At 73.8% G+C, this 19242-nt stretch carries 16 protein-coding genes; 4 read left to right on the top strand and 12 right to left on the bottom strand.

Features of this window, described 5'->3' with window-relative positions; translation table 11 throughout:
- Positions 1 to 132: 132 nt before the first annotated feature.
- A complete protein-coding gene (gene greA, locus PSU4_RS17015) occupies positions 133 to 618 on the top strand; it encodes a transcription elongation factor GreA (protein ID WP_147109371.1) in 486 nt (161 codons plus the stop codon).
- Here the strand turns inward: greA and ilvA are convergent.
- The gene (gene ilvA / locus PSU4_RS17010) at positions 608 to 1876 is read right to left on the bottom strand and encodes a threonine ammonia-lyase (protein WP_147109369.1); all 1269 of its coding nucleotides are present in this window, start codon (positions 1874 to 1876) and stop codon (positions 608 to 610) included. The two genes, greA and ilvA, sit on opposite strands and share 11 nt — an antisense overlap.
- A gap of 88 nt (positions 1877 to 1964) precedes the next feature.
- Here ilvA and PSU4_RS17005 point away from each other — a divergent pair, with 88 nt between their 5' ends.
- The gene (locus PSU4_RS17005) at positions 1965 to 2186 is read left to right on the top strand and encodes a hypothetical protein (RefSeq protein WP_147109366.1); all 222 of its coding nucleotides are present in this window, start codon (positions 1965 to 1967) and stop codon (positions 2184 to 2186) included.
- A 2-nt stretch (positions 2187 to 2188) separates the two neighbouring features.
- On the opposite strand, the gene PSU4_RS17000 is transcribed toward PSU4_RS17005, so the two are convergent.
- The 3 genes from PSU4_RS17000 to PSU4_RS16990 all read right to left on the bottom strand — a co-directional run bounded on the left by PSU4_RS17000 (position 2189) and on the right by PSU4_RS16990 (position 8693).
- Positions 2189 to 3331 (bottom strand): cystathionine gamma-synthase, encoded by a 1143-nt coding sequence (locus tag PSU4_RS17000; RefSeq protein ID WP_147109364.1) that lies wholly within the window; start codon positions 3329 to 3331, stop codon positions 2189 to 2191.
- Between the two features lie 92 nt (positions 3332 to 3423).
- Positions 3424 to 4794: a cystathionine beta-synthase gene (locus tag PSU4_RS16995; protein ID WP_147109361.1), complete on the bottom strand. Its 1371-nt coding sequence runs from the start codon at positions 4792 to 4794 to the stop codon at positions 3424 to 3426.
- 8 nt (positions 4795 to 4802) lie between these two features.
- Positions 4803 to 8693, bottom strand: coding sequence for a WD40 repeat domain-containing protein (locus PSU4_RS16990; protein WP_147109359.1), 3891 nt, complete (start codon positions 8691 to 8693; stop codon positions 4803 to 4805).
- Between the two features lie 506 nt (positions 8694 to 9199).
- Here PSU4_RS16990 and shbA point away from each other — a divergent pair.
- Positions 9200 to 10261: an RNA polymerase sigma factor ShbA gene (shbA, locus tag PSU4_RS32810; protein ID WP_281290693.1), complete on the top strand. Its 1062-nt coding sequence runs from the start codon at positions 9200 to 9202 to the stop codon at positions 10259 to 10261.
- 44 nt (positions 10262 to 10305) lie between these two features.
- Here shbA and PSU4_RS16980 read toward each other — a convergent pair whose 3' ends face one another.
- From PSU4_RS16980 to PSU4_RS16970, 3 genes are all read right to left on the bottom strand, one after another.
- Positions 10306 to 11565, bottom strand: coding sequence for an RNA polymerase sigma factor (locus PSU4_RS16980; protein ID WP_147109356.1), 1260 nt, complete (start codon positions 11563 to 11565; stop codon positions 10306 to 10308).
- A gap of 4 nt (positions 11566 to 11569) precedes the next feature.
- Positions 11570 to 11929: a YciI family protein gene (locus PSU4_RS16975; RefSeq protein ID WP_373866063.1), complete on the bottom strand. Its 360-nt coding sequence runs from the start codon at positions 11927 to 11929 to the stop codon at positions 11570 to 11572.
- Positions 11930 to 12015: 86 nt separating this feature from the next.
- Positions 12016 to 12471, bottom strand: a complete 456-nt coding sequence (locus PSU4_RS16970) for a pyridoxamine 5'-phosphate oxidase family protein (protein ID WP_147109355.1) — start codon at positions 12469 to 12471, stop codon at positions 12016 to 12018.
- 126 nt (positions 12472 to 12597) lie between these two features.
- On the opposite strand from PSU4_RS16970, the gene PSU4_RS16965 reads away from it, so the two are divergent.
- Positions 12598 to 13827 (top strand): acetyl-CoA C-acetyltransferase, encoded by a 1230-nt coding sequence (locus PSU4_RS16965; protein ID WP_147109353.1) that lies wholly within the window; start codon positions 12598 to 12600, stop codon positions 13825 to 13827.
- A gap of 178 nt (positions 13828 to 14005) precedes the next feature.
- Here PSU4_RS16965 and PSU4_RS16960 read toward each other — a convergent pair whose 3' ends face one another.
- The 5 genes from PSU4_RS16960 to PSU4_RS16940 all read right to left on the bottom strand — a co-directional run bounded on the left by PSU4_RS16960 (position 14006) and on the right by PSU4_RS16940 (position 18156).
- Positions 14006 to 14818 (bottom strand): Bax inhibitor-1/YccA family protein, encoded by an 813-nt coding sequence (locus PSU4_RS16960; RefSeq protein ID WP_147109351.1) that lies wholly within the window; start codon positions 14816 to 14818, stop codon positions 14006 to 14008.
- 108 nt (positions 14819 to 14926) lie between these two features.
- Positions 14927 to 15346, bottom strand: coding sequence for a hypothetical protein (locus PSU4_RS31375; RefSeq protein WP_186817010.1), 420 nt, complete (start codon positions 15344 to 15346; stop codon positions 14927 to 14929).
- A 62-nt stretch (positions 15347 to 15408) separates the two neighbouring features.
- A complete protein-coding gene (locus PSU4_RS16950) occupies positions 15409 to 16632 on the bottom strand; it encodes an acyl-CoA dehydrogenase family protein (RefSeq protein WP_147109345.1) in 1224 nt (407 codons plus the stop codon).
- A 15-nt stretch (positions 16633 to 16647) separates the two neighbouring features.
- Positions 16648 to 17472 (bottom strand): SDR family oxidoreductase, encoded by an 825-nt coding sequence (locus PSU4_RS16945; protein ID WP_147109342.1) that lies wholly within the window; start codon positions 17470 to 17472, stop codon positions 16648 to 16650.
- A 54-nt stretch (positions 17473 to 17526) separates the two neighbouring features.
- On the bottom strand, positions 17527 to 18156 hold the full coding sequence (locus tag PSU4_RS16940) for a TetR/AcrR family transcriptional regulator (RefSeq protein ID WP_147109341.1): 630 nt from the start codon (positions 18154 to 18156) through the stop codon (positions 17527 to 17529).
- Positions 18157 to 19242: the final 1086 nt, after the last annotated feature.

Raw genomic sequence — 19242 nt, 5'->3', positions numbered from 1 at the left:
ACACACGGCCCGCACCCCGGGTCGTGTTTTTCCTTACTCGGGGCGATGCCACATCTGCGGCATGCCCGACTGTGCCGCGGCAACCGGTCCCTGCCCATGCACGGGACCCGGACGGCTGGAGGAGTGATGACCGTGACGGACACCCAGGTGACCTGGTTGACCCAGGACGCATTCGATCGGCTCAAGAGCGAGCTCGACCAGCTGATCGCGAACCGCCCCGTCATCGCTGCCGAGATCAACGCCCGCCGCGAGGAGGGCGACCTCAAGGAGAACGGCGGTTACCACGCCGCGCGCGAGGAGCAGGGCCAGCAGGAGGCGCGCATCCGCCAGCTCCAGGAACTGCTCCGCACGGCGCAGGTCGGCACCGCCCCCACCAGCACCGACGTCGCCTCCCCCGGCACCGTCCTCACCGTGCGCTACGACGACGACGACACCGAGAAGGTCCTGCTGGGCTCCCGTGAGGAGGGCTCCCACGGCGACCTGCAGGTCATCTCGCCGAACTCCCCGCTCGGTGCGGCGCTGCTCGGCGCGAAGATCGGCGAGACCCGCGAGTACAGCCTGCCCGACGGCGGGACCATGAAGGTCACGCTGGCCGGCGTGGAGCCGTTCACCGGCTGACGGACCCCGTCCCCCACGGTGCTCCGGCCTCGTCGAACACGGCGTGGCCGGAGTTCCGTAGTGCGCCCACGATCGCGGCGCAGTGCTCGGGGCCGCGCGTCTCCAGGCTGATCTCGACGTCCACGTCACCCAGCGGGATGGCCGCCGAGATACGGGTGTGCTCGACGTCGACGACGTTGGCGCCCAGGTCACCGACCTGCGTCAACAGCTCGGCCAGGGCGCCGGGCCGGTCGTCGACGCGCACCCGCATCGACAGGTAGCGCTGCGCCGCAGCCATACCGTGCTCGATGACGTGCAGCAGCACGAGCGGGTCGATGTTGCCGCCCGACAGGACGGCGACGGCAGGCGTCCGGAACCGGTCCGGGTGCTCCAGCAGGGCCGCGACGGCCGCCGCGCCCGCCGGTTCGACGAGCACCTTCGACCGCTCCAGGCAGTGCAGCAGCGCGCGGGCCAGCGCGTCCTCACCGACGACGACGAACTCGTCGACCAGAGCCGCGACCTGCGGGTAGGTGACCCCGCCGGGGACCCCGACCGCGATACCGTCGGCGATGGTGCGCATCCGGTCGAGCGCGACAGGGCGGCCGTGGCGCATCGACGCCGGCCACGCGGCGGCCGCCGCCGCCTGGACTCCGACGATCCGCGCGTCGGGCCGCCGCGCCCGGACCGCGGCCGCGACCCCGCCCAGCAGACCACCGCCGCCCGTCGGGACCAGCACCGTCGCGACGTCGGGCACGTCCTCCACGATTTCCAGGCCGACGGTGCCCTGACCGGCGATGACGTCGACGTGGTCGAAGGGGTGCACGAGCACGGCGCCCGTCCGGGAGGCGAACTCCACGGCGGCGGCGAGGCTGCCGTCGATCGTCTCCCCGACGAGGCGGACGTGGGCGCCGTAGCCGCGGGTGGCGTCGACCTTGGGCAGTGATGCCCGTTCGGGCATGAACACGGTGGCGTCCACGCCGAGCAGCCGGGCCGCGAGCGCGACGCCCTGGGCATGGTTCCCGGCGCTGGCGGCGACGACGCCGCGGGCGCGCTCGTCGTCGTCGAGGCGGGCGAGCCGGGTGTAGGCGCCACGGATCTTGAACGACCCCGTCCGCTGCTGGTTCTCGCACTTGAGCCACACGGGTCCGCCGGCCCTCTCGCCGAGCGTCCGCGCCGGCAGGGTCGGGGTGCGACGGACGACGCCGACGAGCAGGTCACGGGCCGCTTCGACGTCCTCGATCGCGACCGGGGGCGGCGTGGGCCGGGGGTTGCCGGTCACCCGGGCATCCTCGCAGGCGCCCCCGCGGCGGCGCGGGTAGCCTCGGCCGCACACGCCACGACGGACGCCGGCGTGATCAGGAGGTCGGATGACTCGGCTGCGGGCTGTGGTCCCGCTGCTGGCCGCCGGTGTGCTGGCGGTGCTGGCGATCCTCACGGTGCGCAGCGCCGGCTGCGACGACCCGGGCCACTACGAGCTGCGGGGCGGCACCTACGAGCTGGTCGGCGGCTGTATCGCGCCGGGCGACGTGCTCGTGCCGCAGCCGACGTCGACGCCCCCGACCGACGCCGACGCCCCCGCCAAGTCGTAGGACTACAGCCGCCCGAGCGCCCCGCGCAGGTCCTCCAGCAGGTCGTCGACGTCCTCGATGCCGACCGACAGCCGGACCAGGTCGTCGGGAACCTCGAGCGCCGAGCCGGCGACCGACGCGTGCGTCATCGCGGCCGGGTGCTCGATCAGCGACTCGACCCCACCGAGCGACTCGGCGAGGGTGAACAGCTCGGTCCCTGCGCAGACGGCGAGCGCGGCCTCCCGACCGGCGGCGACGCGGAACGACACCATGCCGCCGAAGCGGCGCATCTGCTTGGCGGCGACCTCGTGGCCCGGGTGGGTGGCCAGCCCCGGGTAGAGGACCTGCGACACCGCCGGATGTGCGCCGAGCATCTCGGCGACGCGCTCGGCGTTGTCGCTGTGGCGCTCCATCCGCACGGCCAGGGTCTTGGCGCCGCGCAGCGTCAGCCACGTGTCGAAGGGGCCGGGCACCGACCCGACCGAGTTCTGGGTGAACCGGATCTGCTCGGCGACCTCGTCGTCGCTGGTCACGAGCGCGCCGCCGACGACGTCGGAGTGCCCGCCGACGTACTTGGTCGTCGAGTGCAGCACGACGTCGGCGCCCAGCGCGAGCGGCGTCTGCAGGTACGGCGAGGCGAACGTGTTGTCGACGACGAGCTTCGCCCCGCCGGCGTGGGAGGCCTCGGCGACGGCGGCGATGTCGGCGATGCCCAGCAGCGGGTTCGTCGGCGTCTCGCACCAGACGACCTTCGTCGTGGGCCGCAGCGCCGCGCGCAGCGCGTGGACGTCGCCCAGGTCTGCGGTGGAGTACTCGATGCCCCACTGCGTCAGGACCTTGTCGACGAGGCGGAACGTGCCGCCGTACGCGTCGTGCGGGATGACGATGTGGTCGCCCGGGCGCAGCAGCACCCGCAGCAGCACGTCGGACGCGCCCATGCCAGAGCCGAACGCGAAGCCGTGGCGGCCGCCCTCCAGCGCGGCGAGACACTCCTGGAGCGCGGTGCGCGTGGGGTTGGCGCTGCGGGAGTACTCGTAGCCGTTGCGGAGCCCACCCACGCCGTCCTGGGCGAACGTCGACGAGGCGTGGATCGGGACGATGACCGCACCCGTCGTGGGATCCGGTTCCTGGCCCGCGTGGATGGCGTTGGTGGAGAAGCCGCGCATAGGGGCACGTTACGCGCGCCCGGGCGACCCCCGCCGACCGCGGTCGTGAGCGGCAATGGTCGCCATGGCGACCATTGCCGCTCACGGGGGGCTCAGTGCAGCGACCCCAGGAACGCCAGCACGTCCGAGCGCGTCACCACACCGGCGGGCATGCCGTCGACGATGACCAGCGCCGCGTCGGCGGAGACGAACGCGCTCATCGCGTTCTCCAGCGACTCCCCCGAGCCGAGCGTCGGCAGCGCGGGCGACATGTGCTTGTCGAGGCGGTCGGTGAGCTGGGCGCGGCCGGTGAACAGCGCGTCGAGCAGGTCGCGCTCGACGACGGCCCCCGCGACCTCGGCCGCCATCACGGGCGGCTCGGCCTTGACGACCGGCATCTGCGAGACGTGGAACTCCCGCAGGTAGTGCACGGCGTCGGCGACCGTCTCGTTGGGGTGCGCGTGCACGAGGTCGGGGATCGAGCCGTCCTTGCGACGCAGCACGTCACCGACGGTGGCGCCCTCCGTCGGCGGGAGGAAGCCGTAACCCGACATCCAGGTGTCGTTGAAGACCTTGCCGAGGTAGCCGCGGCCGCCGTCGGGCAGCAGCACGACGACGACGGAGCCCTCCGGGGCCTGCTCCGCGACCCGCAGCGCGGCCACGGTGGCCATGCCGCAGGAGCCGCCGACGAGCAGGGCCTCCTCGCGCGCGAGGCGGCGGGTCATCGCGAACGAGTCGCCGTCGGTGACCGCGAGGATGTCGTCGCAGATGTCCTTGTCGTAGGTCGACGGCCAGAAGTCCTCGCCGACGCCCTCCACCAGGTACGGACGTCCGGTGCCGCCGCTGTAGACCGAGCCGACCGGGTCGGCGCCGACGACCCGGACGCGACCGTCGGACACCTCCTTGAGGTAGCGGCCGGTGCCGCTGATGGTGCCGCCGGTGCCGATGCCCGCGACGAAGTGCGTGATCCGCCCCTCGGTCTGCTCCCAGATCTCCGGGCCCGTCCCCCGGTAGTGCGACTCCGGGTTCTCACGGTTGGCGTACTGGTTGGGCTTCCAGGCGCCCTCGATCTCGGTGACGAGCCGGTCGGACACGTTGTAGTACGAGTCGGGGTGCTCGGGCTCGACGGCCGTCGGGCAGACGACGACCTCGGCGCCGTAGGCCTTGAGGACGTTGCGCTTGTCCTCGCCGACCTTGTCGGGACACACGAACACGCACCGGTAGCCACGCCGCTGGGCGATCATGGCCAGGCCGACCCCGGTGTTGCCCGAGGTGGGTTCGACGATCGTGCCGCCGGGGCGCAGCTCGCCCGACTTCTCCGCGGCGTCGATCATGCGCTCCGCGATCCGGTCCTTCACGCTGCCGCCGGGGTTGAAGTACTCGACCTTGGCCAGCACGGGCACGTCGATACCCGCACTCACCTGCCCCAGCTTGACCAGCGGCGTGTTCCCGACCAGCTCTGACACGTGCTCGACGTAACGCATGCGCACATTCAACACGGGTTGCGGTACGGCGTGTCCGGCAGGAAGCGGTCCCACTCGTCCGGAGTGACCGCGTCGCCCGCGTTCGCGCAGACCGCCGCGGCCGCGGCGTCCGGGTCGGTGCCCCACATGTCGACCCAGCCGTCGGCGCCGGCCGCGGCGATCCGCGACCCGTCGGGGCTGAACCCGGCCGTCCACACGGTCGCGGTGAGGCCGCCGTGCAGCGTCGCCCACGGCACCGGGTGCTCGGGGTCGCGCACGTCCCAGATCCGGACGGAGCCGTCGCCGCTGGCTGCGGCGAGGTAGCGGCCGTCGCGGCTGTGGTCGAGGCCGAAGACGGTGTTGCCCGGCCCGGTCAGGGGCTCGCCGACGGGCCGTGGGTGCGCGGGGTCGGCGACGTCCCAGAGCCGGACGGTCCGGTCGGCGGTGCCGGTGGCGACCCGCCTTCCGTCGGGGCTGAACGACACCCCGTAGGCGTAGCCGGCACCCGCGGGCACCGGGTCGCCCGACGGCCGCGCCCGTGCCGGGTCGGTGACGTCCCACAGCCGCAGGGTGCCGTCGGCGGACACGGCGGCCAGCGTCCGCGAGTCCGGGCTCCAGGCCGCGCCGAACACGTAGCTGGCCGGCCCGGTCAGCGTCGCGACCGGGGGCCCGGGCGGGCGGGTCATGTCGAAGAGCCGCACGGCGTTGTCGTCGCCGGCCGCGGCGAGGGTGCGGCCGTCGGGGCTCCACACGACCTGTTCGACGAGGGCGCCGTCGCCGGGCAGCGGGGGCCGCGCGACCGCGCCGCCGGGTCCGAGATCCCAGACCTGCACGCCGCCGTCGGTGGCGCCGGAGGCGACGGTTCGCCCGTCCGGGCTGGTCGCGACGGATCCGGACAGGCCGGGCGCCCCGGTGGGAGCGCCGAGGGCCGGGGTGAGCGGCCCGGGTGCGCGGGGGTCGGCGACGTCCCAGAGCCGTACGTTCTTCGCCGACCCGCCGACGCCGAGCGCGACCGAGTGCCCGTCGGGCAGCCAGTTCAGGGCGAACACGGTGTCGCGGGGGTCGCGGATCCGGGCGTCACCGGCGTCCCACACCCGGACGGTGCCGTCGCCGCCGACCGTGACGAGCCTTCCGGCGTCGTAGCCGACCTGCACGACCGTCGACGGGTGCGGCCTGCTCCCCGTCGACGCGCCCGTCTCGAGGTCCCAGGTCCACAGCCGGTCGTCGGACGACGCGCCGGCCAGCGTGGTTCCGTCGGGGCTGACGGCCAGGCTGTTGACCTGCGCGGTCGGGCCCGTCAGCGGTGCACCGGCGGCGACGGGCAGGGCCGGGTCGGCGACGTTCCACAGCGCGACCGTGCGGGCCGCCCCGGACGCGGCGAGCCGGGTCCCGTCGCGGGTGAACGCGAGCGCGAGGACGGCCTTGCCGTCGCCGAACGGGGTGCCGACGGGGCGCGGCACGGCCGGGTCGGTGAGGTCCCAGAGCCGGACGAGACCGTCGGCGCCGCCGGTGGCGAGCAGCCGCCCGGCCGGGGCGAACGCCAGCACCCGCACGGCCCCGGTGCCGGCCGCGAGCGGGGCGCCCGCGGCGGCGGGCCGGGTGGGGTCGGTGACGTCGAGCCGGGTGACCGCGCCCGCGGCGTCGGCGGCGGCGAGGACCCTGCCGTCGGCGGAGAACGCCAGGCCGTAGATGGTGTCGGCGGGCCCGGGCAGCGGCGCGGTGAGCGGGCGCGGCGGCCCGCTCCCGGCCAGGTCGAACAACCGGACGGTCCGGTCGGTGCCCGCGGTCGCGGCGGTGCGCCCGTCGGGACTGACGGCGAGCGCGTAGTCGGCGCCGGCCTGCCCGGTGTCGACGGCGTCGCCCAGCGGGAGCGGCCGTCCGGGCCCGGAGACGTCCCAGCGCTGCAGCCGGGCCGTCGCGGCGCCCTCCGCGGCGTCGACGGTGAGCATCGTGCGCCCGTCGGCCGACACCACGGCCTGGCGGGCCTTCCCGCCCGGGGACAGCAGCCGTGTCGAGGTGGACGCCGTCGTCGACTCCAGCAGGCTCGACCTGGCGGTGTCGGTCGGGGAGATCCGGTACGCGGCCACCGCGAGCTGCGCGGCGAGGCCCGGGTCGGATTCCCGCAGCGTCTGGGCCTGCACGGCCAGCTCGCGCGACGTCGCGGTGTCGCGGGCGGCGACGGCGGAGACCCGCTGCGCCGTCGCGACGACGGCGAGCACACCGACCGCCAGCACGAGGACGACGAGCACCGCGACCGCGGACCGCAGCCGCCTGGTCCCGCGCCGGCTGTCGGCCAGCTCGCGGTCGCGGCGCGCCGTGCTCGCCCGCAGGTACTCGCTCTCGGCGGGCAGCAGATCGTCGGCGGCCGCGGCCCGCTCGGCGTCGTCGAGGACCCGCCCGCGCAGCAACGCGCCGTCGTCACGGCCGGTGTCACGCCAGATCCGGGCGCCCTCGGTGAGCCGGCCCCGCGCCGACCGGGCCACCCGGTCCTCGGCCAGCCAGCCCGCGAGCCGCGGCCACGCCCGCAGCAGCACCTCGTGGGCGATCTGGACGACCCCCGCGTCGAGGCTCACCAGCCGTGCCGCCACGAACCGGTCGACGATGCCGGCGACGGCGGCGTCCTCCTCCCCCGGCGGCCCGAGCAGCTCCTCGCGGGTCGCGCGCCGGCGCGTGTCGGCGATCTCGGGCGTCGTACGCACCAGGCGCAGCAGCACCTTGCGGGTCAGGTCGTGCAGCTCGGGCGGCAGGCCGTTCCACACCCGTTCGGCGGTGTCGGCGACGGCCTCCCGCAGCCCGCCCGCCTCCCGGTAGGCCTCGACCGTCATCCGGCCGCCGCCGCGTTCCCACGTCGACGCCAGTGCGTGCGACAGCAGCGGCAACGACGCCACCGGCAGCTCGTCGCCCGCGCGCAGCTCCGCGACCAGCAGCTCGACGAGCCCGGCCTCCACCTCCACGCCGACGTCGCGGGCCGGGCCGGTGACGACGGCGCGCAGCTCCTCGTCGGACATCGGGCCCACGGTCACCTGCGCCACCGACAGCGGCCGCAGCAGGTACTCGTTCGACAGCGCCTGGGCGTAGAAGTCGGCCCGCAGCCCCAGCACCGTGATCACCGGGGCGCCCGCCCCGCCCTCGCCGACCTCGCTGAGCATCCGCAGGAACGCGTCGCGCCCGGCCGGGCTCGTCGCGCCGGTGAAGACCTGTTCGAGCTGGTCGACGACGATCACCGCGGGGCCACCCCCGGCGGACACGATGTGCTCGGCGAGGGTCGTCGCCGGGTCCTCGCCCGGCACGAAGACGGCGACGTGCCACGGCGCCCCGCCCGGTGCCGGGACCTCCCCGCGCAGCAGCGCGGGCACGAGCCCGGCGTGCAGCAGCGACGACTTGCCCGATCCCGACGGTCCGACGACGGTCAGCAGCCCGCCCGTCGTGGCGAGCGGGCGGAGCCGGCGCAGCAGGTCGGCCAGCAGCCGGTCGCGGCCGTGGAACAGCTCCGCGTCCTCGATCCGGTAGGCGGCCAGGCCCTTGTAGGGGCACGGCGCCACTGACCGTTCCGTCAGGTTCGAGCCGGGGGTCGGCGCGTCGACGGCGGGCGCGGGGGCGCGGGCAGCGTCACGCACCCGGCGCAGCGCGGCCAGCCAGCCCTCGACGGTGGCCCCGTCCGCGCCCAGGGCCCGGACGATCCGGTCGAGCCGCTCCGCGGGCGGCAGGGAGGTGCCGCTGACGTAGTCGCGGATCGAGGTGAAGGGCAGCGGGTGCTCGCCCTTCCCGTCGCCCGTACCGCGGGCGATGTCGCGGAAGCTCAGGCCGCTGCGGTCCTTGAGGAGCTGGAGCTCGCGGACGAAAGTGTCGCGGTCGCTCACCCGGGAGGGGTCGGCCCGGTCCGGGCGGGCCGGGACGGAACCGTGCACGTCGTGCGCCATCACGCTCCCTTGCACCATGGTGGGCGGCGATCGTACGACCCCGAGAGATGTGGGCCCGAACGGTACCCACCGGCTGTACGAATCTGTACGGATCCGCACCACCGACGAGTGGACCGGCCCCGGAAGGGTGGTTCAGCGGCTACGCTCTGCCTCCGCACGGTGACGGCGTCCGCGGAGGGCACGCCGAGGGGGAACGCCATCACCGTGTCTCCACCGTTCACGGCCGACGGCCCGGCCGCGGACGGACCGCGACTCCGCGGCGCCCGACCACCGCCGGGCGCCGCGGGACCCCCGGAACCCGGCCGCGCTCCCCGCGTGCCACTGAACGACGAAGGGCAGGTGGCCCGCCGGTGCACCCGATCGGCGGCATGGACGGCGACGACGACCCCGAGAACGCCGGGCCGCCCCACGACGGCGCGTGGTTCCCGGGTGCGCGTCGGCCCGGTCCTTCGATCGGCCCCGCTGGACAGGGGGGCCGGCCCCGGCGTGGCCGCCGGAGCGGACCCGTGCGTGGCTCCGCCCGCGACGACGACGGCGACCGTGGCGGTCCCGGCCGCTTCGACGACTCCGACTCCGGCACCGGTGCGGGCGGGGGCCGCGCCGGTGCCGGGCCCACCCCGGCCCACCCGGTCGACCTTCCGCCGACGCCCGGGCGAGGGACCGTCGACCGACCGGCCCCCGGGCGACCGGAGGAGCCGGTCCGTGCCCCGAGCCCCGCGCCCGGTGACCCGATCGACCACGAGCCCGACGTCCCTGGTCCTGACCCTGGTCCCGGACCCGGCGCCGAGGACGCACCCGACGCCGCCGGTCCCACCGTCGCGCTGCCCGCCGAGCTCCTCGCCGGCGGCATCCTCGACCGGCTCCTGTCGGCCCGCGCCGACGCGCCGGCCGACGACCCTGCCGCTCCCGAGGACCCGGCCGCTCCCGACGACCCGGCCGCTCCCGACGACCTGGCCGCTCCCGAACCCTCCGCGCCCGGGAAGAGCCGGCGCTCCTCCCACTCCCGCGACGACACACGCATCGACGACCTCGCCCACCGGGCCGCCGCCGGCGACCGTGCCGCGCTGCACGAGCTGCTGCGCCTCGTCGACCCCCTCGTCGTGCGCTACTGCCGCGCCCACGTCGGCGGCAACCGGATCGGCCTGGCCGGTCCCGACGACGTCGCCCAGGAGGTCATGGTCGCCGTCTGCAAGGCGCTGCCCAGCTTCGACCGGAGCCGCAGCGTCTTCATGGCGTTCGTCTACGGCATCGCGGGCAACAAGATCGCCGACGCGTTCCGCGCCGCGGCCCGGGACCGGTCCGTGAGCACGGACGAGCTGCCCGAGGGGGTCGACCTCGCGGGCGGCCCCGAGGCCGAGGCCCTGCGCGGCGACGCCGCCCGCCGGGTCGCGACGCTGCTCGCCCGGCTGACGGAGTCGGCCCGGACGATCCTCGTGTACCGCCTCGCCCTGAACTACTCCGCCGAGGAGACGGCGACGCTCGTCGGCATGACACCCGGCGCCGTCCGCGTGGCCCAGCACCGCGCACTGCAGAAGCTGCGCGACTGGATCGCCGACGGCGACTTCTGACGACCCCTGTGAGTGGCGATAGTCGCTATCGCGACTATCGCCACTCACGACCCCGGCATCACCTCACCGAGGCGGTCCGCCAGGAAGTCGCGCTCCGCGTCGTTGCCGACGAGCTCCAGCGCCGCCCGGTACTCCGCCGCGGCCTCCTCGACGCAGCCGAGCCGGCGCAGCAGGTCGGCCCGCGCCGCCGGCAGCAGGTGCCCGCCCCGCAGCCGCGGTTCGTCGCGCAGGGCGTCGAGCAGCGCCAGACCCGCGGCGGGCCCGTCCCGCATGGCGACGGCGATCGCCCGGTTGAGCTCGACCGCCGGCGACGGCTCGATCCGCGCGAGGACGTCGTAGAGCGCGACGATCTGCGGCCAGTCGGTGGTCTCGACGTCCGCGGCCTCGACGTGCAGCGCCGCGATCGCCGCCTGCACCCCGTACGGTCCGGGGTCGCCGCCGGTCAGCGCCCGCACGACCAGCGCCTGGCCCTCCTCGATCCGGGCGCGGTCCCAGCGGCCGCGGTCCTGGTCGGCGAGCAGGACCAGCCGGCCGGTCCCGTCGACGCGGGCCTCGCGGCGGGCGTCGACCAGCAGCATCAGCCCGAGCAGCCCGGCGACGTCCCGTTCGGCGGGGAGCAGCCGCAGCAGGATGCGGGTGAGCCGGACGGCCTCGTCGACGAGGTCGAGCCGTTGCAGCCCGGCGCCCGTGCCGGCGGCGTACCCCTCGGTGAACACGAGGTAGAGCACCCGTAGGACGCCGGGCAGCCGCTCGGCCAGCTCCTCGGTGGCGGGGACGCGGAAGGGGATGCGGGCGTCGCGGATCTTGCGTTTGGCCCGGACGATGCGCTGCGCCATCGTCGCGGTGGGAACGAGGAACAGCCGCGCCACCTCGGGGGTGTCCAGGCCGCCGAGGCAGCGCAGCGTCAGCGCGGTCCGGGCCTCCATCGGCAGCGCCGGGTGGCAGCAGGCGAAGAACAACCGCAGCCGCTCGTCGGGGACGTCCTCGTCGTCGACGGCCGGGGCGGCGACGATCTCGGCGCGTTCGGCGTCGGCGCGCAGCAGGGCGAGCCGGGCCGCGTAGCCCTTGTCGCGACGCAGCCGGTCGACGGCCTTGCGCCGCGCCGTCGTCAGCAGCCAGGCGCCGGGTCTGCGGGGTACCCCGTCGCGGGGCCAGGTGACGAGCGCGGCCTCGATGGCCTCGGCGGCGACCTCCTCGGCGAGGTCGAGGTCGCCGAAGCCACGGACGAGCGTCGCGAGGAGCCGGCCGTGCTCCTCCCGGAACACGGCCTCCACCCCGGCGACGACCCGTCCGTCGTCGGGCACGTGCTCAGCCCGCGGCGAACTCGACGAGTGGGCGGAGCTCGATGCTGCCGCCGTTCTGCGAGCCGGGGCAGCGGGCCGCCCAGTCGAGCGCCGAGTCGAGGTCGGGGACGTCGAGGATGTAGTAGCCGCCGAGGATCTCGCGTGTCTCGGCGAACGGGCCGTCGGTGACCAGGCGGGTGCCGCCGTCGTCGACACGGACGGTGGTGGCGGTGTCGGTGCCGTGCAGCGCGTCGCCCGCGATCCAGACGCCGGCTCCGGCGACGGCCTTGTTGAAGTTCTCGTAGGCCTCCATCATCGGCCCGGCCTCGGCGGGGTCGGGGGCGGTACGGCTCTCGGGAACGTAGATGAGCAGCATGTACTTCACGGGGTCCTCCGGTTCGTGCCGCGCGGCGGGGTGCCGCACATCATGACGACGATCGGCCGGCTCCGGAATCGACAACCTGCTGGTGCTCATTCGCGTTCGACGCGCCGCAGCCCCTTCCCGGGGTGCCAGAACTCGACGACCAGCCGGTCGCCGGCCTCGTTGAGGTGGGTGTGCACGACCTCGTGGAGGTCGGCGGTGAACGCCAGCCCCTCGACGGCCCCGGTCAGGTCGCCGGTGCAGCGTGCACGCCCGGCCACCTTGACCTCGCCGGGCCACTGCGCGGGTGCGTCGTCCGGTGGGTCGACGGTGGCGCTGTGGAGGGCGAAGCGGGGGTCGCGCAGCAGGTCGGCGCCCTTGCGCGCGTCCGGCATCGAGCCGAAGGTGAGCTCGCCGTCGGTGATGCGGATCTCGATCCCACTGATGCGCGGCGACCCGTCGGCGCGCACAGTGGCGAGGGTGAGGTGCTTGTACGCGGTGAGGATCCGGCGCGCCTTCGCGGCGAACTCCGGTTCGGCCTGCTCGACGTCGCTCCACGAGGTCATGGGCGTCATCCTGCCGCTCATCCCTGACAGAACCCGTCAGGGATGTTCCCCGCTGTCCCGCGACGTAGGCTTCCTCCAACCGGCCGACCGTTCGTTCGCCTGAGACCCGACTCCCGAGGAGCTTTGATGCCCGACGCCGTCATCGTCGCCGCCGCCCGGTCCCCGATCGGCCGCGCCCACAAGGGATCACTCGCGACCATCCGGCCCGACGACCTCACCGCGCAGATCGTCACCGCCGCGCTCACCCAGGTACCCGGCCTCGACCCCACGACGATCGACGACCTGATGCTCGGCTGCGGCCTCCCCGGTGGCGAGCAGGGCTTCAACATGGCCCGCGCCGTCGCCGTCGAGCTCGGGCTCGACACCGTCCCCGGCACGACGATCACCCGCTACTGCTCCTCGTCGGTCCAGACGACCCGGATGGCCCTGCACGCCATCCGCGCCGGCGAGGGCGACGTGTTCGTCTCCGCGGGTGTCGAGACCGTCTCCCGGTTCACCAAGGGCAGCTCCGACAGCCTCCCCGACACCCACAACCCGCTGTTCGCCGACGCCGAGGCCCGCACCGTCGCCACCGCGGAGTCGGGGACCGACACCTGGACCGACCCGCGCCTCGACGGCGACGTGCCCGACGTCTACATCGCGATGGGGCAGACCGCCGAGAACGTCGCCCGGCTGGAGAACGTCACCCGCGAGGACATGGACCGCTTCGGGGTCCGCTCGCAGAACCTCGCCGAGCAGGCCATCGCCGACGGCTTCTTCGCCCGCGAGATCACGCCCGTGACGCTGCCCGACGGCACGGTCGTCTCCACCGACGACGGCCCCCGCGCGGGCGTCACCTACGAGGGCGTCGCCGGCCTGAAGCCGGTCTTCCGTCCCGACGGCCGGATCACCGCCGGCAACTGCTGCCCGCTCAACGACGGCGCCGCCGCCCTGGTCGTCATGTCCGACACCCGCGCCCGCGACCTCGGCATCACCCCGCTGGCCCGGGTCATCGCCACCGGCGTCACCGCCTTGTCGCCCGAGATCATGGGGCTGGGCCCGATCGAGGCCAGCCGCCAGGCGCTCGCCCGCGCCGGCATGACCATCGACGACGTCGACCTCGTCGAGATCAACGAGGCCTTCGCCGCGCAGGTCATCCCGTCGGCCCGGCACCTGGGCATCGACCCGCTCGACAACGACAAGCTCAACGTCCACGGGGGCGCGATCGCCGTCGGCCATCCGTTCGGCATGACCGGCGCCCGCATCACGACGACGCTGCTCAACGGCCTGCGCGCCAGGGACAGGTCGATCGGCCTGGAGACGATGTGCGTCGGCGGCGGTCAGGGCATGGCGATCCTGTTCGAGCGCCTCAGCTGAGCCCTGTGAGCGGCAATAGTCGCTATCGCGACTATTGCCGCTCACAACCGCTGACCTGGGGAAACGACCCCGGAAACAGCGAGCGCCGCGGACCCGGCTCGGATGAGCGGGTCCGCGGCGCCGTCGGCCGGGAAGGGGGGATGTCCCCGGCCGGCCTCAGGTCGGGGCCGTACCGCGGCTAGTTGGAGCGGAAGTACGAGAGCAGTCGCAGGATCTCGATGTAGAGCCAGACGAGCGTCGTCATCAGGCCGAAGGCGATGTACCAGGCGAACTTCGCCGGGACACCCTCACGGACCGCACGATCGGCCTGGTCGAAGTCGAGCAGCAGGCTGAACGCCGCGACGCCGATGCAGACGATGCTGAACAGGTACGCGAGCGGCGAGCCGTCGCGCAGACCGAGGCCGCCGGTGGTGAAGAAGCTGACCACGAGGTTCACCAGCATCAGCACGACGACGCCGATCATGGCGCCCATCAGCCACTTGGTGAACCGCGGCGTCACGCGCACCGCGCCCGTCTTGTAGACGATCAGCATGCCGATGAAGACGCCGACGGTGCCGACGACGGCCTGGAAGCCGATGCCTTCGAAGTTGGTGCCGGACAGCTCGAGCGCCCCGGTGATGCCGCCGAGGGCGACACCCATCGCGGCCGAGTAGATCAGCACCAGCGCGGGGTTGCTGCTCTGCTTGAAGATGACGATCAGCGAGACGACGAAGCCGACGATGAACGCCGGCAGCGTGAGCACGAACAGGCCGGACATGGCCGTCGCGATACCGGCCGCGAGCGCGACACCACCGGTGATCGCCGTCTTCATGACGACGTCGTCGATGGTCAGCCGGCGCTCGCCGGCCGCAGCGGGCCCGAAGCCGCCCTGCGAGGCGCGTGCATCGGCCGCGGCCGCGCCGGCGCCCATGGCGCCCGCGTTGCGGTCGAAGTTGGCGTATCCGCCCTGCTGGGGCAGGTTGCGGAACGCCGGGTTGCTGGTGGTGCGCACCCTGGTCCTCCTACAGAACGGTCGGGCCTTACGTGCTGTTCAACGCACGGTCCCCGTGATCGGTTCCCATACGTAAAGGTCACTTTACCCACGGCGGGGTGACGGTCCTCATGCCGCCGCGCGGCCTCCGCCCGCCTGGTCGAGCTCGATGCCCGACGACTCCAGGTCGGCCTCGGCCACGAGCCGGGCGAACGCACGTTCCGATCCCTGTTCCGGTGTGGCGGCGAGCCGCGCGGTGTCGACGCCGACCGCCTCGCACACCTCGAGCAGCACGTCGTCGTACGCGGACTGCAACGCGACCCGCCGGACCCGGCTCCCCGATCCCCCCGCACGCAGGTTGCGCCGCAGCCGCCGCAGGTCGGCGACCAGGTCCTCGATGGGCGGCCGGGACGGGACCCCGACGGACCGGCGACGGCGCGCGGCGAGGACGGACGGCACCCGCAGGGCCGCCCAGAAGATCAGCGTCGGCGCGAGTGTGACCAGTGCGTAGATCGTCAGCCCCACCCACAGCGGACTGGTTCCCGCCACGCACGCGAGACTACCGCGCGCCACGCCCCCGGAAACCCCCTCCGACCGGCGCTTTCCCGTCGTCAGCCGCGGGACTCCGCGGTGTCGCGGTGGCGACGCAGTTCCTGCCGGGCGATGGCCCGCTTGTGGACCTCGTCGGGCCCGTCGGCCAGCCGCAGCGTGCGGACGTGGGCGTACGCGGCGGCCAGCGGGAAGTCGCCGGTGACACCACCCGCACCGTGCACCTGGATGGCCCGGTCGATGATCGTCAGCGCGATGTTCGGCGCGGCGACCTTGATCGCGGCGATCTCCGTGCGCGCCGCCTTGTTGCCGACCGTGTCCATCAGGTAGGCGGCCTTCAACGTCAGCAGCCGGATCATCTCGATGTCGATGCGGGCCTCGGCGATCCAGTCCTGGATGTTCGCGCGCTCCGACACCGGCTGCCCCCAGGTGACCCGGGAGTCGGCGCGGCGGCACATGAGCTCCAGAGCCCGCTCGGCGACGCCGATCGTCCGCATGCAGTGGTGGATGCGGCCGGGGCCCAGGCGCGCCTGCGCGATCGCGAAGCCCTCCCCCTCGCCCTTGAGGACGTCCTTCGCCGGGACGCGGACGTCGGTGAACGTGATCTCGGCGTGGCCCTCGCGGTCGGCGTAGCCGAACACCGTGAGGTTGCGGAGGACCTCGACGCCCGGCGCGTCGATCGGGACGACCATCATCGACTGCTGCCGGTGCGGCAGCGCGTCGGGATCGGTCTTGCCCATGACGATGAGCACCTTGCAGTTGCGGTGCAGCGCGTTGGACGCGAACCACTTGCGCCCGTTGAGGACGTACTCGTCGCCGTCGCGGACCATGCTCATCTCGACGTTCGTCGCGTCCGAGCTGGCCACGGCCGGCTCGGTCATCGCGAACGCCGAGCGGATCGTGCCGTCGAGCAGCGGGCGCAGCCAGCGCTCCTTGTGCTCGTCGCTGCCGAAGAGCGTGAACACCTCCATGTTGCCGGTGTCCGGGGCGCTGCAGTTGAACACCTCCGGCGCCAGGAACGCGCTGCGCCCCATGATCTCGCACAGCGGCGCGTACTCGAGGTTGGTCAGGCCGGGGCCCCAGTCGGGGTGCGGATGGAACAGGTTCCACAGCCCGCGCTGCTTGGCCAGGTCCTTGAGGTCCTCGAGGATCTGCGGGTGGTGGTGCGGGTCGCGGGCCTCGAGCATCTGCTGCTCGTACACGGCCTCGGCCGGGTAGACGAAGGAGTCCATGAACTCCAGCAGCTCGGCCTCGATCGCCTTGGCACGGTCGGAGATCTCGAACATGGCTCTTCTCCCAGGTCAGGATTCGGGACCGAGCAGGGACGCCTGGTAACGACGCATCCCGCGCAGCCAACGGTCGTAGTCGGAGCCCTTGCGCCGGTACATCTCCAGCACCTCGGGGTGGGGCAGCACGAGGAAGCGCTCGTCGTCGATCGCGGCGAGGACGGTCTCGGCGACCTCGGCGGGCTGCAGCACCGTCCCCGCCTCGACCACCGACCGGCCGGCCGCCGCGCCCATCGGGTCCTCGGATCCGGTGGCGGCGCGCAGCATGTCGGTGTCGACGCCCATGGGGCACAGGCAGCTCACCCGCACACCCGCGTCGCCGTAGGTGATCGAGAGCCATTCGGCGAAGCCGACAACGGCGTGCTTGGTGACGGCGTAGGCCGCCGACCCGATCTGGGTGAGCAGCCCCGCGGCCGACGCCGTCGTGACGAAGTAGCCCTCGCCGCGCTCGACCCAGCCGGGGACGAGCAGCTTCGCGGCGCGGACGTGCGCGCGGACGTTGACCTCGATCGCCCGGTCCCACTCCGACTCGGCGGCGTCGAGACCGCCCCTCGGGCCGATGCCGGCGTTGGCGCAGTAGATGTCGACGGGCCCGAACTCCTGCCCGGCGAGGGCGATCAGCGCGGCGATCGCGTCGGCGTCGGCGGCGTCCGCAGCGGCGCCGACTGCGACATGGGCGCCCGCGGCCGCGTCCGCGTCGGCTGCGACCCGCTCGGCGGCGGCCCCGTCGATGTCGGAGACGACGACCCGGGCGCCCGCCCCGGCCAGTGCGGCGGCGAGCGCGGCACCGATCCCGCCCCCGCCGCCGGTGACGACGGCGACCTTCCCAGCGACCCGCACAGCGACCTCCTCGTCCGGCGACCTACCGACCCTAAGCTGAAACCAGATTCATGTTCAATCCGGCCGTGGCGTGATCCGCAGCGCGTTCGTCCACAACCGGGTGAGGGTCTCGACGAGCTCGTCCAGCTCCCACGGCTCGCCCTGCACGAACGTCAGCTGCGCCATCCGGCTGACCATGCTCGACAGCGCCGTCGCCGACAGCAGCGAATCCAGCTCCGGATCGGCCACCCCGCGCACCTGCAGCTCCCGGATCGCCCGCGCGTTCCGCTTCGTGAACGCCTCGCTGCGCCGGCGCCGCAGTGCCCGCACGCTCTCGTCGATCTCCGCGACCTGGTCGAGCAGCCGCATCAGCTTCGCGTTCCGCGCGTACGACTCCAGGTAGGCGCGGTTCGCCGCCCTGATGACGGCGACCGGGTCGTCGGTACCCGTCATCTCCCGGACGTTCGGGTGCAGCATCTCCTCCTTGGCCTCCTCCAGGACCGCGGCGAAGATCTCCTCCTTGTTCGTGAAGTACGTGTAGAACGAGCCGACGGCGCACTCCGCCTCACGCGTGATGTCGGTGAGCTTCGCGTCGAGATAGCCCTGCCGCTCGAACACCCGCCGCGCCGCCGCCACCAGCGTCGCCCGGGTACGCAACCCCCGCGCCGTGCGCGGCGGCTCGCGCACCTCCCGCCCCACGTCCATCCGACGACCCTATCTGAATCCGAGTTCACCATCAGGACAACGCTCGCGGACGGTCCCGCTACGTGCTCGCCCGCGGCGCTCACCCCGACCCCTGTGAGCGGCAATAGTCGCTATAGCGACTATTGCCGCTCACGAGCCTCGGCAGGCACGACCGAGTAGGTCGAGAACCCGCACGGCGTGGGTCGTATGCCGGCTCACCCAAGCCTCGCAGCTCCTCACGCATCACCCCGGACCTCGTCGTCGATGTGAGAGGCAGGGTGTCGCGGATGAGCCGGCCCCACTGCAACTGCAGGACCGCAGGCGCCTCGTCCTCCCCGACACCGCGCGAACCTGCAACGCCGTCGCCGCCACGGGACGTCCGGAGCCGCCGGCACCGCCGCCACGACCTCGCCCGGTCGGCGCAGCACCGCGGCCGAGGCCTCGACCGTCCGCAGCCTCGCCCGGGTCGCGTCGACGTGGTCGAACTCGTCGGCACGTGCCTGCCGCGGGGGCGGCATCGGCCGGCCGCCGAGGAAGACCGACATGACGACGTCGTCGACCGGGCCGCCCGTCGATCCGGAACTCCCCCACCAGCACGCCCTCGACGGCGAACCCGCACACCGAGCAGAGCCGTCGATCAGCGGTGTCGGGCCCGAGCACCCGCGAGGTCGCCTCGGCTGCGCCCTGCCGGTCCGCCTTCGCGACGGCCGGACGCACCAGCGCCTTCCCGACGCCGGTGGGCGGGGTCGACGGCGAGTCCCTCGATCCGGACGTGCCCGTGCGCGGGAACCGACAGCCCCGTCCACGACGTCAGCCAACCTGCGACCGTCATCGACCTCGGCGACGAGGACGTCGGCGGGCGTGACGCGGTCGGTGAAGAACGTGAGCTCGGCGCCGGGGCGGGTGAGTTGTCGGGGCTCCAGGTGAGCAGGTCGATCCGGGCGAGAGCGTCGCCGTCGTCGAGGTGGGTGTCGCGGATGTCGATTCCGATTCGCCCCCATCCCGCGCGACCTCTCGGCCGCAACCTCACCGTCGCCGCAGGCTCAGGATCGGACCGTCAGATTGCGCGCGACCTCTCGGCCGCAACCTCACCGTCGCCGCAGGCCC

This window comes from Pseudonocardia sulfidoxydans NBRC 16205 (assembly GCF_007989085.1).
Classification (GTDB): domain Bacteria; phylum Actinomycetota; class Actinomycetes; order Mycobacteriales; family Pseudonocardiaceae; genus Pseudonocardia; species Pseudonocardia sulfidoxydans.
Note: the sequence above shows the minus strand (reverse complement) of the source record. Positions and strands in the feature narration are given on the sequence as shown.

Coding starts and splice junctions, on each gene's coding strand:
- PSU4_RS16990 (WP_147109359.1), bottom strand. CDS start 8,693: ATGGCGCACGACGTGCACGGTTCCGTCCCGGCCCGCCCGGACCGGGCC.
- PSU4_RS17000 (WP_147109364.1), bottom strand. CDS start 3,331: ATGCGCGGCTTCTCCACCAACGCCATCCACGCGGGCCAGGAACCGGAT.
- PSU4_RS16950 (WP_147109345.1), bottom strand. CDS start 16,632: ATGTTCGAGATCTCCGACCGTGCCAAGGCGATCGAGGCCGAGCTGCTG.
- PSU4_RS16965 (WP_147109353.1), top strand. CDS start 12,598: ATGCCCGACGCCGTCATCGTCGCCGCCGCCCGGTCCCCGATCGGCCGC.
- PSU4_RS17005 (WP_147109366.1), top strand. CDS start 1,965: ATGACTCGGCTGCGGGCTGTGGTCCCGCTGCTGGCCGCCGGTGTGCTG.
- PSU4_RS16995 (WP_147109361.1), bottom strand. CDS start 4,794: ATGCGTTACGTCGAGCACGTGTCAGAGCTGGTCGGGAACACGCCGCTG.
- PSU4_RS16940 (WP_147109341.1), bottom strand. CDS start 18,156: ATGGACGTGGGGCGGGAGGTGCGCGAGCCGCCGCGCACGGCGCGGGGG.
- PSU4_RS16970 (WP_147109355.1), bottom strand. CDS start 12,471: ATGACCTCGTGGAGCGACGTCGAGCAGGCCGAACCGGAGTTCGCCGCG.